The sequence below is a fragment of the Bradyrhizobium sp. USDA 4369 genome, from assembly GCF_054056435.1.
In genome coordinates, this window is the sequence record NZ_JBSRYH010000001.1 from 1,995,609 (window position 1) to 2,012,138 (window position 16,530).

General features: G+C 66.1%; 10 protein-coding genes. 4 read left to right on the forward strand and 6 right to left on the reverse strand.

Going from position 1 to position 16,530, the window contains the following annotated elements; genetic code table 11:
- Positions 1-33 precede the first annotated feature (33 nt).
- Positions 34-591: a MarR family winged helix-turn-helix transcriptional regulator gene (locus ACVIJ6_RS09005; protein ID WP_456772425.1), complete on the forward strand. Its 558-nt coding sequence runs from the start codon at positions 34-36 to the stop codon at positions 589-591.
- 89 nt (positions 592-680) lie between these two features.
- On the opposite strand, the gene ACVIJ6_RS09010 is transcribed toward ACVIJ6_RS09005, so the two are convergent.
- On the reverse strand, positions 681-3,134 hold the full coding sequence (locus ACVIJ6_RS09010) for an adenylate/guanylate cyclase domain-containing protein (RefSeq protein WP_456772426.1): 2,454 nt from the start codon (positions 3,132-3,134) through the stop codon (positions 681-683).
- A 273-nt stretch (positions 3,135-3,407) separates the two neighbouring features.
- Entirely contained in the window at positions 3,408-5,525 is a 2,118-nt protein-coding gene (locus ACVIJ6_RS09015) for an AsmA family protein (RefSeq protein WP_456772427.1), read from the reverse strand.
- 216 nt (positions 5,526-5,741) lie between these two features.
- Here ACVIJ6_RS09015 and ACVIJ6_RS09020 point away from each other — a divergent pair, with 216 nt between their 5' ends.
- Positions 5,742-6,416, forward strand: coding sequence for a Crp/Fnr family transcriptional regulator (locus ACVIJ6_RS09020; protein ID WP_456772428.1), 675 nt, complete (start codon positions 5,742-5,744; stop codon positions 6,414-6,416).
- Positions 6,417-6,726: 310 nt separating this feature from the next.
- Positions 6,727-8,361 (forward strand): glycosyltransferase family 39 protein, encoded by a 1,635-nt coding sequence (locus ACVIJ6_RS09025; RefSeq protein ID WP_456772429.1) that lies wholly within the window; start codon positions 6,727-6,729, stop codon positions 8,359-8,361.
- 21 nt (positions 8,362-8,382) lie between these two features.
- On the opposite strand, the gene ACVIJ6_RS09030 is transcribed toward ACVIJ6_RS09025, so the two are convergent.
- From ACVIJ6_RS09030 to ACVIJ6_RS09045, 4 genes are all read right to left on the reverse strand, one after another.
- On the reverse strand, positions 8,383-11,523 hold the full coding sequence (locus ACVIJ6_RS09030; protein ID WP_456772430.1) for an efflux RND transporter permease subunit: 3,141 nt from the start codon (positions 11,521-11,523) through the stop codon (positions 8,383-8,385).
- Positions 11,523-12,440 (reverse strand): efflux RND transporter periplasmic adaptor subunit, encoded by a 918-nt coding sequence (locus ACVIJ6_RS09035; protein WP_456772431.1) that lies wholly within the window; start codon positions 12,438-12,440, stop codon positions 11,523-11,525. The genes ACVIJ6_RS09030 and ACVIJ6_RS09035 overlap by 1 nt, the downstream gene beginning before the upstream one ends.
- Before the next feature lie 172 nt (positions 12,441-12,612).
- Positions 12,613-13,290, reverse strand: coding sequence for an OmpA family protein (locus tag ACVIJ6_RS09040; RefSeq protein ID WP_456772432.1), 678 nt, complete (start codon positions 13,288-13,290; stop codon positions 12,613-12,615).
- Between the two features lie 141 nt (positions 13,291-13,431).
- Positions 13,432-14,955, reverse strand: coding sequence for a caspase family protein (locus tag ACVIJ6_RS09045; RefSeq protein ID WP_456772433.1), 1,524 nt, complete (start codon positions 14,953-14,955; stop codon positions 13,432-13,434).
- A 323-nt stretch (positions 14,956-15,278) separates the two neighbouring features.
- On the opposite strand from ACVIJ6_RS09045, the gene ACVIJ6_RS09050 reads away from it, so the two are divergent.
- A complete protein-coding gene (locus ACVIJ6_RS09050) occupies positions 15,279-16,085 on the forward strand; it encodes an N-acyl homoserine lactonase family protein (RefSeq protein ID WP_456776938.1) in 807 nt (268 codons plus the stop codon).
- Positions 16,086-16,530: the final 445 nt, after the last annotated feature.

The following is a 16,530-nucleotide window of genomic DNA, read 5'->3' on the forward strand; positions in this document are numbered from 1 at the left end:
AGGCCGCGTCAACACAAAAATCGGAGCGCGAGCGTGGCAAATTCCGCCGACACGGCGTCCAGGCGCCAGCCCAAGCCGGTCGACGCCGGCCGCAATGCCGCAGCGCCACATGCGGAAGACCGGCTCGATCTGTTCAAGTTCGCGCCGTTTCGGCTGAACCGCCTGGCGGCGGAGGTCAGCGCCGCGCTCGCCAGCGAATATCGCGAGCGCTACGGCCTCGACATTCCCGAATGGCGCGTGCTGGCGACGCTCGGCTTTCGCCGCGAGGCCTGCAGCGCGCAATATGTCGCAGAGTGCACGCGCACGCATAAGTCAACGATCAGCCGCGCCGTGACCGCGCTGTTGGAGCGGCGCCTGATCGAACGCGTCGAGAATGCCGAGGATCGGCGCGAATTCCGCCTGCGCCTCACCCGCAAGGGCAAGACGCTGTACGAGGAGCTGATCCCCCGTCTGCAGCAGCGTGAGCGCGAGATCATGGCGTGCCTGTCAGCGGACGAGCGCAGGACATTCGACCGCCTCATCGGCAAGATCGAGGCGAGCCTCGATCTGATCCAGACCAGCGAGGAGGCGGACGCGAAGCAGGCCTATTAGTCAGGAGCATGATCGGGGACCGCGAAAACCGGTCGTCCGAAACGATCATACTCGACTAAGAAGGCGCAGCCGGAAGCGGCCCCAGGCGATCACGAGGATGATCGCCGGCGCTCCGCGGGCACATCGACAGGTGCGGCGCTCTCCCCGCGCCAGCGCAGGATCTCCATCGCCAGCACCGGGTGATTGAAGCCCTTCAGATGCAGATCGTCGATCGGCCGCGCATCGACCGACTGGTCGACCACGCCATAGACCCGGCGCGACACGATCACCTGCCCCGCCTTCGCTTCATCGCACAACCGCGAGGCAAGGTTGGTGACGCTGCCGATCGCCGCATATTCCAACCTGTGCTCGAAACCGACCTGGCCGAGCGTGGCATAGCCGAGCGCGATGCCGACGCCGAAGCCCAGGCTGTGGCCGCGATTCTTCCAGCGTTCGGTCAGCTGGCCGATCTCGTCGCGCATTTCGAGCGCCATCTTCACCGCGCGCGTGGTGTGGTCGTCGAACGGGATCGGCGCATTGAACAGGATCATCACGCCATCGCCGGCATAGCGATCGAGCGTGCCTTCATACTTGAAGATCAGCTTGCCCAGCGCGGCGTGATATTCGCGCAGCACGTTCATCGCCTCTTCAGGCTCGGTCGTCTCGGTGAACGCGGTAAAGCCGCGCAGGTCGCAGAACACCACCGTGACCTCACGGCGGTGGCTTTCCAGCAGCGCATCATGCCCGTCGGAGGATGCGATGATCTGCGCGACCTGCGGCGCCAGGAAGCGCTCAAGCCGGCGGATGCGCTCGATCTCGCCAAGCTGCTTCTCGACGCGCTCTTCCAGCGACTTGTTCCATTCGCGCAGCTGCTCGGTCTGTTCCCTGAGCTTTACCGCCTGCTGCTGCACAGTATCATGCGCCAGCGCCAGCTCGCGGCCCTTCTGATCGACCTCGGTGAACAGCCGCGCGTTGCGCATCGCCAGCACGGCCTGGTGGGCGAAGGTGCGCATCACGCCGATCAGATTCGGCGAAAATGCGCCTGCGGATCGCCTGAGCACCACCAGCGCGCCGAGCACGCCCTGCTGATCGACCAGCGGCGTGAACAGAACTGCATGAAAGCCGGCGGCGACCGCGACGTCGCGCAGCGGATGATCCGGGGCGTTTTCGAGTTCCGCGATCGCGATCGGCTCACCGCTGCGGATCGAGTCGGCCAGCAGGCTCGTCTCGCCATCCAGCATCGTGTGCGCGCCATCCTGCGCCCGCTCGACGCCTTTGGCCTCGACCAGCCTGAACCGGCGTTCGGCAGCATCGTAGGAGTAGATCAGCACGGCGTCGGCCTGGGTGATCTCAAGGGCGCGCGCCGCCACGGTCGGCAGCACGGCGTTGAGATCGAGTGACGAAGCCATCGCCCGTCCGACCTCTTCCAGCACCTTCAGCTCGTTGATCGAACGCGCGAGATCTCTTGTGCGCTCCTCGACCTTGGCTTCGAGCACGGCGTAGGATTCGGCAAGCTGGCCGGCCATGCTGTTGAACTGATCGGCGAGTTCCTCGAGCTCATCATGCGTCTTCACTTCGATGCGCTGGGCGAAATCTCCGGCCCCGAGCTTCCGCGCGCCCATCCGCAAGGCGGTGATCGGTACGAGCATGCGGCGGGCCAGCAGCGAGCCGGCGAGCGTCGCGACCGCCAGTCCGAGCGCGATCAGCAGCGCGCCGCGCAGAAGCTGGTCGCGAATCGGGGCCAGCGCATGCGCCGTGGATTGCTCGAAGAACACGGCCCAGCCGAGCTTGGGCAGCACGGCGGCAGCCGACAGCACCGCGCGCCCATCACTGTCGGTCCCGGAATTCAGCGACTGGCCATCGGGCGTGAGCACCGCGGCGACCTGCGGCAGCTTGGCAAGGTCCTGACCAACAGCCGGTCCCTTCGCCGAACTCGCCAGCACCTGCCCGCGCGGATCGACCACATAAGCAATGCCGACTTTTCCGACCTGCGCCTCGGTCATGAAGTCTTCGAGAAAGTCGAGGTCGATATCGGCAACGGTGACGCCGGCATTGAAGCCGGAATGCGCGACCGAGATCGACATCATGGGCTGCGCGCCCTTGAATGTCACAGCCGAGAAATTGCTGCCGTGAGTGACCGTGTCGGTGAAGCGCAGGTCGCGGGACAGATCGTTGCCGGAGGAGAACGCAATCGAGGTGCGTGAGACCCGAAGCTGCTCTCGCCCCTGGCCATCGAGCTGATAGAGCTGCCGCACGGCCGGAGCCTGGCTCAGCAGCTGCACATAGTCGGCGCGCCGCAGCTCCAGCGTATTGGCGCTCGCCCGCGTGACCCAGCTGATCTGTCGTTGCAGGTCCGAGAGCGCCTGGTCGATCCGCCGGGCGCTCGCATCGGCCTTTTCCGCCATCGCGGCGGTCAGGCTCGCCTTGGTGGATTGGTAGCTGATCCAGGTTTCCGTCGCACCATTCACGGCCAGCACGAAGACAACGAGGCCGACCAGCGACACTACATATTTGGCGAACAGACCCTGCCGCAGCGACCAGCCTCTGTCCTCGACCCCGCTCATCCGGACCCCTCGCGCGCCGCGACCGATCAAGCCTGCCGGAAGAGCGCGTTCGTTGCCGTGTTGCGCGACAACGGCACTTCACAAACAGGACCGTTCTCACGCTGAGACGGTCCGCCGTGAACACCGTTTAGCACAGAATGACGCGGCAGAACCGGTCGTTTCGGGCATCATTCGGTGCGGACCGGCGTGTGAGCCGCCGCGAACATCCTCGGCCATTCGGACGCGGGCGTCATCCACCATTCGGATGATACCGCAGGGGTCTGCGGCGTCATATTACCTGTTGAAGATGCGCTTCAAGACATCGTTCATCGGCTGACTGTCCGGTGCGCGGTCCATGGCGGCATCCGACGGGTTGCCCGACGCCGAGGCCGCGTCCTGGCCAGCGTCCGTCGCCGGAGGTTGCGTGCCCCGGGGAGACTGCAGCAGCGGTGCGGCGCTCTCCGACGGGTTCAGGATACGGCCTCGGCTGCGGCCCTGCGGCGGCGGGCCTTGCTGCAGACCCTGCTGAATCAGATTGCCGATCGCCGCGCCGAGCTGCCCGCCCAGCACATCGGATTGCCCTGCCGCCGGCGCCTGCCCGTTCGGCGCCGCTGCCGAAGGCCCGCCATTCGCGCTGGCCGTACCGGTCGGGGCAGAGTTGCCGATCAAGCCGCCGAGGCCGTTGATCAGGTTGTTGAGTCCCGCATTGTCCTTGCCGAACAGGCCCTGACCCATCTGCTTGAGCTTGGCGTAGGCAGCGTCGGGATTGTCCAGGATGCCGGCCATGTCGGGGTAGAAGCGCGGCTGGCTCCAAGGGCCGTCGATCACCACGGGAATGCCGAGCCCGATCGGATCCGAGTTGCGGCCCTGCCCCTCGGAGGTCATCACCAGCTTCGGCTCGACGCGCATGGCCAGCGCGCGATTGCCGAGATCGATGGTGCCTGCACCAGTGACCTTCACCAGCGGTCCGATCAGATTGAGATCGCCGGTCGCGGCCTGACCACGCTCGACCTGAAAGGAGGCCGACAATTGCGTGAGATCGGTCGTGAGCTCCTTCGAATCCTGCCAGCCGGACAGCGGGTTGGAGGTCAAGGAACGGATCATCTGCGCGACATTGATGCCGCGGATTGCGCCATCCTGAAACAGCAGGAACGCCGAGCCGCTCAGATTGCTCATGATGGCCTGCTGGCTGGCGCCGCTCGACCGCAGCGCCAACTTGCCCTGCAGGCGTGCGTCGAGCCTGTCGAAACCGGCGAGGTTCTGCAGCAACGGCAATGCTCGGATGCCGACCAGGTCGCAATGCATGGCGTAGGCCGGATTGCCGGTGGAGGCATCGATCACGACCTCTCCGCTGGCCTGTCCGCCATAGGCACCGAGATTGGTGACGGTCGACTTCAGCACGCCGCCGGCCAGCGACGATTCGACCTCCAGCGGGCCGAGGCGAGCACCGGCGACTCCGACGTCGGTCGCCGACAGCTTCACGCGGGCATCGACGTAGTTGAGGCCACGCAGGTCGATGGCCGCCGTGCTCCATCCCGAAGCGCCGGCGTTGCGTGGCGCGGCAGGACTGCCGAGGTCGAGCCGCCGCACATCCAGATCAAGTTTGACGAGCGGCTTGCTGGCGACATCGACCGAGGCCCAGCCGTTGAAGTCACCGCCGCCGAGGGTGCCGCTGAGCCCGTTGATCATCACCAACGGTCCATTAAGGCGCAGGTCGGCGCGGCCGGCCAGAACGCCGCGGAAGGCATCGGCCATCTCGAGCTTGAACTCGACCGGCAACGTCTGCCGATCGATCGGCACGCCGGGGGCAGCCGAATTGACCTCGAAGCTGACGGGACGGTCGCTCGCCCGGGCCGTGCCCGTGAGCTTGATCCTGCCGTCCCCGCTCAGTGATGCCGTCGCGCCGATCCCGTCGATGCGATTCTCCACGCGGTCGCGCGGATTGGACAGGATGACGGCCCCGTCTTTGATCGTGACCCGCTCGATCCGGACGGAGGGCGCCGCGTCCGACTTTGTCGAGGTGCGATTGCGCGGCGCGTTGTCGCGCAGGCGTTCACGCAGCAGCGGCAAATAGAGCGTGGGCTTGTCGACGATGACCTCGGCAATGTCGGACCGGCCCGACCAGAGGCCTGACAACGCCAAATCTGCCTGCAGCTTGGCGATGGTCAGCCGGTTGTTGCCGTCTCGGTCCTTCGGATCGAGCAGCGTGATGTCGGTCAGCGTCGCATGCAGCGATGGCCACAGGCTGATGCTCGCGGAACCGGCGATGCTCAAACGATATCCGGTGTCACGCTCGACGCGGTCCTGGATCGCCGCGGTCACAAAACTCGCCGGAAGGCCAAAGGCAAGAGCCAGGACGAGCACGACGGCGACGGCGCCAACCAACCCGCCTGCGATCTTCAATGCTTTCATGTCGATGTCCCATTCGCGACGTGCGAGCGGTCTACACGGGTTAGCGTGCGGCAACGCCGACCCGGTTCAATCCGATATGTATCCCAGATGCCGCGGACCGCTCCAGGAGCGGCGAAAATAGTCGTAAGCACGTGCGTCATTATGTGACTTATGACACACTTCTGCCCGAGCGGTTTATGTAACTGGGGCTTTCAAACCATTGCTGAAGGTATAGTGATGAGCAAGCAGGCCGAATTTGCGGTCATTCTCAAGATGAACCCGATGTTCGCGGACCTCGGCGCCGACGAACTGCAGCGCTTGTCGAACCTGTGCCATACCCAGCATCTCTCATCGGGCGAGGTACTGTTCCAGAAGGGCGATCCCGGCAACGCCCTGTTCGGCGTCCGGCGCGGCCAGATCCGGATCGAGACCGGCGCGACGGACGGCAGTCGGCTCACCCTCAATTTCATGGGCCCCGGGGACCTGTTCGGAGAGGTCGCCGTGCTCGACGGGCAGGAGCGCACCGCCGACGCCACGGCCGGAGAGGCGACCGAGTTGTTCGTGCTCCGCCGCGAGGACTTCCTCAACTTCCTCGAACGCGAACCCAAGGTCGCGATCAAGATCATCCAGCTGCTGTGCCAGCGCATCCGCTGGCAGAGCGAACGGATGGAGGAGTCGGTGCTGCAGCCGCTGCCGGTCCGACTCGCACGCCGGCTCTGCGCACTCGCGGAGGATTTCGGCTCCGAGGTGCATATCTCGCAGGAGCAGCTCGGCATCTTCGTCGGCGCGGCGCGCGAGAGCGTCAATCGCCAGCTTCAGGCGTGGCGCAAGGACAAGATCCTGGACCTGCAACGCGGCCGGATCCTGCTGCATGACCTGACCAAGCTCAACACCATCGCACGGAACGAGTAGTCTCAGCCCAACCTCCACCGGCGTCGCTACGCCCTGGTGATGCTTTGTCCGTCGGCCTGCACACCACGCGCGTGGGAACTATGTTCGATCCGCGTCCACTCCGTGACCGGAACCGAGCGCTGTGCATCGCGCGATGTCCGCCCCGGCCAAACATGATCGCAATTGGGCCACGGCACCTCACAATTTGCGACATGAACTCTTTTTAACGGTTCTAACAGGGGTCAATTCGGCAGCCATGAGCGCCATTCGCCTGCGCGTCGAGCGCGCGGGGCGGAGTTCGCGCGCCAGAACCTAGGTTGGAAGTGAGTTCATGAGTCTTGCATGGCCGGCAATTGGGATCGAGACCAGCGGCTCGATCCCGCGCTGGCGCAGAGCCCTTGCGATCTGGATCGACGCCGTCGAGGACGGTTGGGCCGTGCCGGCGCTGATCGCAGGTTTCGTTGCGGTCTGGATGATCTATTTCTCGATCGCCTATGTCGGCGGCGACCTGCACCAGGACGTGATCGAGACATGGTCGCTCGGGCGCAGCTTCGCCTGGGGTTCGAGCAAGCACCCACCTTTGATGGGCTGGGCCGCGCGCGCCTGGACGAGCGCGTTTCCGTTGACGAACTGGTCCTTCAACCTGCTGGCGCTGACCAACGCTGCGGTCGGCCTCTGGGCCGTGGACTTGATCACACGGCGGTTCGCGCGCGACGACAAGCGTCTGATCGTGTTGCTGCTGCTGATGCTGCTTCCCGTCTACCAGCTGCACGCGCAGCGCTTCAACGCCAATGCGGTCCTGCTGTCGAGCTGGCCGCTGGCGACCTACTGTTTCCTGCGCTCGTACGAAACCCGCAATGTCCGATGGGCCATCGCCGCCGGCCTCGCCGCGGCACTGGCGATGCTCGGGAAGTACTACTCCATCTTCCTGATCGCCAGCTTCGCGATCGCGGCGTTGTGTCACGGCGAGCGACGCGCCTATTTCGCCTCGTCGGCGCCGTGGGTCGCCGCGCTGTCCGGCTTGGCCGCGCTGACGCCGCATCTGATCTGGCTCGGCATGACCGGGGCGCAACCGTTCTCGCACGCCATCACGCATCACGTCGGCAAGACGGCTGCGGCTGCCCTGATCGAGGGCGGAGGCTTCCTTCTGGCGATGGCCGGCATCGGCGGCATTCCCGGACTGATCTGGCTCGCGATGACACGCCCCCGTCCGGCCCGCGTGCTCAACGATGCCCTCAGTCTTGGCGCCGGACTCCGGCTGCTGGCGATGATGAGCATCGGCACGGTCGCCCTTCCCGCCCTGACCTCGGTCGTGTTCGGCACCGACATGCCGCCATTATGGGGCCTGCAGGGCGTATTCCTGTTTGTCATCGTGATCGTCTGCGGGGCCAGCTACCAGCCCTCCCGCGCCACGACGATCAACCTCGCCGCGACGACGATCGGCATCGCCGCATTCGCCGCGACCGTCGCAGCCCCCCTTCACGCGCTCTACCGCAACTGTGTGCCGCTCAGCGAGGGCCGCAACTTCTACCAGCCGGCAGTGGCGGAGCTCGATCGCCTCTGGCAGTCGGTCTCGAGCCGTCCGCTTGCCGCCGTGGGCGGCGATGACGGGCTCGCTTTTGCGGCCGCATTCTACAGCCCGGATCATCCCCGCTATGAGATAAGTCTGGTGCATCCGTACGAGCTGCAAATTCCGGCCCCGGCGCTGACCGCGCAGGGCTGGGCCGCCTTGTGCTACGACACCGACATTTCCTGCATCTCGGGCATGAGCGCCGTCGCTGCGCGGGCGCGGCGGTCGGTGCGCGCCGAGATTTCGCTGCGCACCACGCTGTTCGGCTGGCCCGGAGCGGGCCAGCGCTTCGTCGCCATCATCGTGCCGCCCGAGACCAGCCCACCAAGCGAGCCCGCGCCGAACATCGCCGACGATGTGAGCGCGCAACGGCGTCAGCCGATTACGGCGTACTGAGCGCCACCCGCGCCTGCATGCTCACTCCGCCGCCGGCGACACCACCGAGGGCCGCGGCCTCTGGGCGTGTCCGCCCTCCGCGTCGCGGCCCGGCTCATCCGTTCCGTCAGACACGATCAACCGGCGGCCGAGCCGTCCGAACAGCGTGCTGAGATCGTCCATCACCAGGAACATCGCCGGCACAAACAAGAGCGACAGGACGGTCGAGAACACCAGCCCGCCGATCACCGCCAGCGCCATGGGCGAACGGAACTCGCCGCCCGCGCCGACCGCGAGCGCACTCGGCATCATGCCCGCGACCATCGCAATCGTGGTCATGACGATCGGACGAGCCCGCTTCATGCCGGCATCGATGATCGCCTCATCGCGCCTGGTGCCGGCATGGATCGCTTCGACCGCGAACTCGACCAGCATGATCGCGTTCTTGGTGACGATGCCCATCAGCATCATCATGCCGATATAGACCGGGATCGTGAGCTGCTTGCCGGTCAGCATCAAGGCGCCGATGGCGCCGCCGATCGACAACGGCAACGAGAACAGGATCGTGATCGGCTGCAGGAACGTGCCGAACAGCAGCACCAGCACCGCATAGACGATCATCAGCCCTGCCGTGATTGCCGTGATGAAGCCGGACGCCAGCTCGTTCAGGCTCTCGGCATCGTCCGACGGGATCAGCTTGACGCTCGCCGGCATGCTTTTCCGGACCGGCAGGTCGTCGATCTGCTTGGTCGCATCGCCGAGCGCCGCCAGCCCGACGAGATCGGCCGAGACCGTGGCCTGCCGGCCGCGATCGTAACGGCTGATACTGGTCGGGCCCTGATCGAGCTTGATGTCGGCGACCACCGCCAGCGGCACGCCGCCCTTCTCACCATACTGGCCGAGAGGCACGCGCAGCTGTTCGAGGATCTTCACATCGCCCCGCGCCGCATCCTCGAGCTGGACCCGGATCGGCACCAGCCGGCCGCCCGCATCATATTTCGCCAGCGCAGGTCCGACATCGCCGATCGTCGCGACCCGGATCGTCTGCGACAGACTCTCCGTCGACACGCCGAGACGCGCGGCCAGATCGGCGCGCGGCTGCACCCGCAATTCCGGCCGGTCGAGCGAGGTGTCGGACACCACGTTGGAGATGATCGGGATCCGCTTCATCTGCGACGCGAGTTCGCTGGCGACATTGTCGACCAGCTTGGGATCAGACCCCGTCAGCACCAGCTTGATCGGCCGGAGACCGTTCTCATCGGTGAACCAGAAGCGGATGTCGGGGATGGTCTCGAGATCCTTGGTGATCGCGAGCTCGAGCTCCTTCTGGGTGATCTTGCGCTCGGTCTTCGGGGTGTAGTTGACGATCATGCCGGCGCGGCGAACCTCCATAGCCCCCTGCAGCCTGCCGCCGTCGACAAAGACGCTACGCACCTCGGGCCGCTTGCGCAGCCGCGCCACGATCTCCTCAGTGACCTTCTCGGTGTAGGCGAGCTGCGCGCCGGGCGGCAGCTCGATTGCGAGCAGCGATCGCGCCGCGTCCTGCGCCGGCAGAAACCCTTGCGACAGCAGGGTCGTGCTCCAGATCGAGGCGGCGAAGATGCCGATGCCAAGCAGCACCGTCACGAAGTAGTGCTGCACCGACCAGGTCACAATGCGCTGATAGGCGCGCAGGATGAAGCCCGGCGGCGGATCCTCGTGGTCGTGATGCTTCATGAAGTAGGCCGCCAACATCGGCGTGACGAACCGCGCGGCGAGCAGCGAGAAGAACACCTGAACCGAGACGGTGATGCCGAACTGCTTGAAGAACTGACCGGCAATACCCGACATGAAGCTCGCGGGCGCGAAGATCGCGATAATGGTGAGACTGATCGCGATCACCGCGAGTCCAATCTCGTCCGCGGCATCCAGCGCCGCGCGATAGGGCGATTTGCCCATCCGCATGTGGCGCACGATGTTCTCGATCTCGACGATCGCGTCGTCGACCAGAATACCGGTCGACAACGTGATCGCCAGGAACGAGACCATGTTCAGCGAGAATCCGAGGATATCCATCGCCCAGAACGCCGGGAAGATCGACAGCGGCAGCGAGATCGCCGCGATGACCGTCGCCCTGAAATCCCGCAGGAACAGCAGCACGATGATGACGGCGAGAATCGCGCCCTCGAACAGGGTCGAGATCGCAGCCTCATAATTGCCCTTGGTGAATTCGACCGACGTATCGATCAGCCTGAGATCGACGTCGGGATGCGCGGCCTTCACCTGGTCGATGCGCTTCTGCACGGCCGCGGCGACGACGACGTCGCTGGCGCCCTTGGCGCGCTTGATGCCCAGCGCCACCACCGGCTCGCCGTTGAAGCGCGCGAAGGTGCGGCGATCGGCGATCGTGTCGGTGACGGTGCCTAGATCGGCGAGCCGCACCTCGCCGCCGCCGAACAGCGGGATCATCGTGTTCGACAGCTCGTTCAGCGTCTTGGCGCCGGCGAGCGTGCGGATCGCCTGATCGTTCTTGCCGATCTCCGCCCGGCCGCCGGCGACGTCGACATTGGTGCCGCGCAGGCTCTGGCTGACATTGACCGCCGTGAGGCCCATCGCCTGCAGCCGGTCGGGATCGAGCGAGACCAGGATCTCGCGTTCGACACCGCCGATGCGCTCGACCTGGCTGACGCCGCGGACACCCTGCAGCTCGCGCTTGACCACGTCGTCGACGAAGAAGGACAGCTGCTCCGGCGTCTTCCCCGGCGAGATCGCGGCATAGGTCACGATCGGCAAACCGATCTTGTCGACGCGCGAGATCAACGGCTCGGTGACGTTCTGCGGCAGGTCGGAGCGCACCCGCGTCACGGCGTCCTTGACGTCGTTGATGGCGCGATCCGTGTTGGTCTCGAGCGCGAACGTAATCGTCGTGACCGAGAGGCCGTCGGTGATCAGGGACTGGATGTGGCGCGCGCCCTCCACGCCGGACACGCCGTCCTCGATGATCTTGGTGACCTGGGACTCAAGCTCCGACGGCGCCGCGCCGAACTGCGCCACTGCGACCGAGATCACCGGAATGTCGGCGTTCGGCAGCCGCGTCACCGCGAGCTTACTGAAGCTCATCCAGCCGAGGATCAGGAGAATGAGCGAGAAGAGGATCGACGGCAGCGGGTTCCGGATCGACCATGCCGAGATATTCAGTGCCATCAGCGTACCCGCGTGCGATCGATGTCTTCGGCGAACATGGTCTTGATCTGGTCACCATCATGCAGCGAGCTGCCGGCGTCGGCGACCACGATCTCACCCTCCGCGAGACCTTCCAGGATCTCGGTCGATGTGTCAGACACCAGGCCGACCCGCACCCTGCGGGTCTCGATCGTGTTGCCCTTCACGACCTGGATGGTGAGATGATCGATCGCCGTATTGGGAACGGCGACGCCGCAGCTCCGCCTGGCGTCGATATTGGCGCGGGCGAACATTCCCGGCTTGAGCGTTGCGCTGCTGGTCAGCGTGATGCGGGCGTGGCCGAGCTGGGTGGAGCGGTCGACCTGCGGCGCCACGACACGGAGGCGGCCGATGATGTCGGGCAGATTATCGCGGGTGATGCGCGCGGGCAGACCGGCACTGAGCTTCAGGAGGTGAACACTCGGGACCTCGGCATCGAGCTCGAGCTCATTGTTCACGGCAATGCGGAACATCGGCCCGGCCTGCGGGGAGGCGGGCGCGCCGGCGATGGTGCGGACCTCGGTGACGACGCCAGCCGCCGGCGCACGCAGCGAGAGCGGCCGGTTCGCGGCAGCAGCCGGCGCCCCCGGGGGCGGCGTCAGGCGCGCCAGCTCCTGGTTCTCCGTGACCGTGTCGCCTTCCTTGACGAGGACATCCGTCACCCGCGATCCCTCCTGGTCGGTGCCGACCACGGCTTCGCGGCGGGGAACGACAAAGCCGGTGACCCGGACGAGATCGGAGAAGCAGGCCTTCACCGCCTTCGTCACCAGCACCTGCGCCTGCATCGGCGGCTCCTCGGCGGCTGGATGCGAGCGATGCTCGTAGCTGTAATAGCCGGCGAACAAAGCCACGAAGACGATCGCGCCGGCCACGGTTTTCAGGGATTTTGGCAGCTTCATCGGAGGCTCGATCCGGTCGGCGCGAACTGCGATTTTACGAGGGAGCGGCGCCGGCTGCAAACGCGGCGCGGGAGGTCCCGACGAGATGATGCGCCCCGCAGGACTGCGGGACGCATCCGGTCAACTCGATCTCTGGCCACGCAACCCCCGTCGGCGCTATGCGGACGCCGAGCTACTTGGCGGCCGCCGTCTTGCTCTGCATATTGACGACCTGGACGCGGCGGTTCACCTCGGCGAGCGGCTGGCTCGGATCCTTGAGCTTGCTCTTGCCGTAGCCCACCGTCACCAGATCGGCGCCGGCAATGCCAAACTTCTCGACCAGATAGCGCTTGATCGAATCGGCGCGGCGCTCCGACAGATCCTGATTATAGGCATCGCCACCCGCGGCATCGGTATGGCCGGCGACGACGAAGGTCGAGCCCTTGAGGTCGGGACTGGTCAGCGCGCGGCCGAGCGCCTGCACCGATGCGAGCGACTTCTGGCTGATATTGGCGGAATTGTAGTCGAAGGTGATCTCGAGATCGATGTTCGGCTTGGTCTTGGCGACCGCCGCGATCTCCTCGCGTTCTGCCGTCGACAGCGAGCGCGTCGAACGGCCGCGGATGCTCTGCAGGAACTTGTCCTGTTCCGGCGCCACGGCAGGCGTCGCTTCGGACGGCGGCGACAGCGACAGCCCGCGGGTCAGCGGCTTCTTGGGTCCAGCCAGCGCCCGGACGATCTGGTCTTCGGTGACATCCTCGGCAGCCTTGGCCACGGTGACGCTCAGCGCGGCGGCGGCGCTCAGCGCCACGGCCACGAACAGGCCCGTCAGGCTGGCAGCGTAGGTCGACTTCGTCTGCGATACGGTCATTTGCCAATCCCTCCTCGCGCATGATCGGCGCGAACGCATGGTCCGGTCCCGTCGCGACATCACACTCGCGATCCGGCGGTCGCGGTTATGTCGATCCGGCGCGCCGCATGGTTCGAGGCGGCCGGCGCATGCGCGCAAAAATCAGCGCACGCCGTAGCTTTCGAACTCTCGGACGATATTGGGATCGATCGCCTTGGCGTTGGCGATATCGAGCGCGCCCTCCTGCGCCGCGCCGTTGCGCTGCTTGGCGAGACCTCGCCCGTACAATGATGACGTCAGCCGCGGGTTGATCTTCAGCGCCGCGTCGAAATCGGCGATCGCGTTCTTGGTCGCGCCGCTCTTGAGGTTGACGAGCCCGCGGCTGTCGAGCGCATCGACGAAATTCGGCCGCAGCCGGAGCGCCTCGTTGCAGTCGCGCAACGCCGCCTGCAGCTCACCGACCACGGTGCGCGCCCAGCAGCGATTATTGAGGGCCTCGACATCCTTCGGATTGATCCGGATCGTGTCGTCGAAATCGCGGATCGCCTGCGCGTAGGCGCCCTTGCTGGCATAGACCTGGCCGCGCCGGTAGAGCGCGCCGGCGTCATCCGGATTGGCCGCGATCTTGGCCGTCAGGCTCTTGATGGACGGGTCCTCGGCGAAGGGATCCTGCACCGGCGGCGTGGCCGGCACGTTGGTGGTCGGCGCGGTTGTCGTCGGCGCGGTGGTCGCGATGACGGGCGACGGGGTCGAAACGGGCGGCGGCGGAACAACGGGCGGCGCCGGCGGCGTATCCGCCTTCTGGATCGGCGGGGGTGGAGGCGGCGGCGGGAGCGGCGGCGCCACCACCACCTGGGTCGGCGTGGGGGTCGGCGTCGGAGCCGCGACTGGCGCGGTGCTGCTTTCGACCGGCGGATTCGGCCGCACGCCGCCTGCGCCCGGCACGAAGGAGAAGTCTTCGGCGAGCGAGGATGAGATCCACGGCACCTGCTCGCTGCGCGAGGCGCGGGTCACGCCGACCCGAGTGCGGTTCAGCGTCTCCTCCGCGGTCAGATCGGGAACGCGGATTTCCTTCAAGAGCTCCTGCACGAACAGGCTGCGGTCGCGGCCCGTATCGGACACGACCGCGGACAGCGCCGCCGAATACATGACCAGGGTACCGCTTGGCGCAATGACCGGCGCCAGTCCGGACGAGGCGGTGCGGAAGCGGCGCTCATAGGGATTGCGGCGGGACGCATCGAGCAGCGCGATCTTGACCCCGGCGCCGCGGCTGTTGATCTCCTGCAGCACCTGCTCAAGGCTGATGCCGTCGCGCCGGACATCGGCCTCCTGCCAGATCTGCGCGTCGATCGGAATCATGTAGCTGGTGCGATTCGACTGGATGCCGAAGCCGGAGAAGAACACCAGCGCCACGGAGCCGGGCTTGATGCTGCCATAGAGCCGTTCGAGCCCGCGGCGCATCGCTTCGCCGGTGGCGTTCTCCAGCGTTTCGACCGTGAAGCCGTCGCGCTTCAACTCGTCGGTGAGGTCGCGCGCATCGTTGATCGGCTCTTTCAACGGCGCTTCGGCATCTGGGTATTTCGCATTGCCGATTACCAGCGCAAAGCGATCGCCGGCCGCCAGCGCGGGACCAGAAAACGCCACGGCAAACATCAAACCGAGCAGCAACAGCAGGCGAGCAGTCATCACGATGGCGGTCCAGCGGTCCAGCAATCAGGCGCCGTCCAGCTTGCGCCGCGGCGACCTTAACCCACGCGTCGGGCATTATCAAATCGCCGTGACGACTCGTCAACCGCTTGGGCCGGTTGAAGAATCGCCACGGCAGGCGGATCTCGGCGGCGTCTTTCGATCGCCACAGTCGGAACATGCAACGTAGCGGGACGAACGCCCGTGAGGCGCCTCACACTGTGTCGGGCGGCCGGTCGATCCGGTTCGCGTGCCGCAGCGATTGACGCCGCCTGCCCGCGATGGCTCGATGCCCGCCAATGACCATCAACGAGACGGGCATCATGGGGAACGCCGCCGAGATCTACGCGCTGCGCTATGCGACGATGTCGCCGCGCACGCCGAGCATGAATTTCCTGCAGCCGGATCCGCACGAGGCGGTCGCGCAGGACCTCGATTATTTCGTCTGGCTGATTCGCAGCGCAGGGCGCGACATCCTGGTCGACACCGGCTTCAACGCCACCGAGGCCCAGGCGCGCAACCGCAAGCTGACCCGCAACCCGGTCGATGCGCTCGAACTGTTCGGCGTGAACGCCGCCGACATCCGCGACATCATCGTCACCCATCTGCATTACGACCACGCCGGCAATCTCGACCGCTTCCCGCATGCGCGGTTTCATCTGCAGGAGCGCGAGATGGCCTATGCGACCGGACGCTGCATGTGCAACGGCCTGCTGCGGCACCCGTTCTCGGTCGAGCACGTCATCACGATGGTGCGCCATGTCTATGGCGAGCGCGTCACGTTCCACAGCGGCGACGGTGAGATCGCCCCCGGCATCACCGTGCACCGGGTCGGCGGCCATTCCGACGGGCTGCAGGTGGTGCGCGTCGACACCGCGCGCGGGCCCGTCGTGCTCGCCTCCGACGCGGCGCATTACTACGCCAATCTGCAGCGCCGCAGCCCGTTTCCGATCGTCTACAATGTCGGCGACATGGCGCTGGGCTGGGAGATCATCGAACGGCTCGCGGGACACCCGGATCAGTTCATCCCCGGGCACGATCCGCTGGTCACCGAGCTCTACCCGCGCGTCAGCGAAGCGGCCGATGCCTACGCGCTGCATGTGGCGCCGTCGCGGTCGTTTGCGCGGTAGCAGGCCCAATGAGGTGAAAAGTCGGGCAAACATGACATCTCGCTCTCGCGGCGCATGTTGCGTCCGAGCTGTGCTCATCGGGACACCCTCTTCGAGACAAGGGCGCAGGGAGGACCAGGCCTCGGCTGAGGCCTGCGGTCCGCGTGCAGCAAAACAAGCACGCGGCAGAACCACAGGACCAGCCGGAACGACCCGGCCCTCCCTGCGCGGTGGCTTTACGGATTATACGCAGGCTCCCCGGTGACCGGGCTTGTTTGCCACCGTGGCGACAATGCGCGCTTGGCGCCTTGCGCGGACCTCAGCGTCGGGAGGCCAGGACCCTGCGACTTCACCGTCCGCGGCATGGCGTACGTCGGCGTGCCCAGCACGCTGCACCACATCGCGGCCATCGCATCCCACCCCAACGCGTCGTGACGTTCGCGAAGCGCCCCTCGTCAATGAGGCG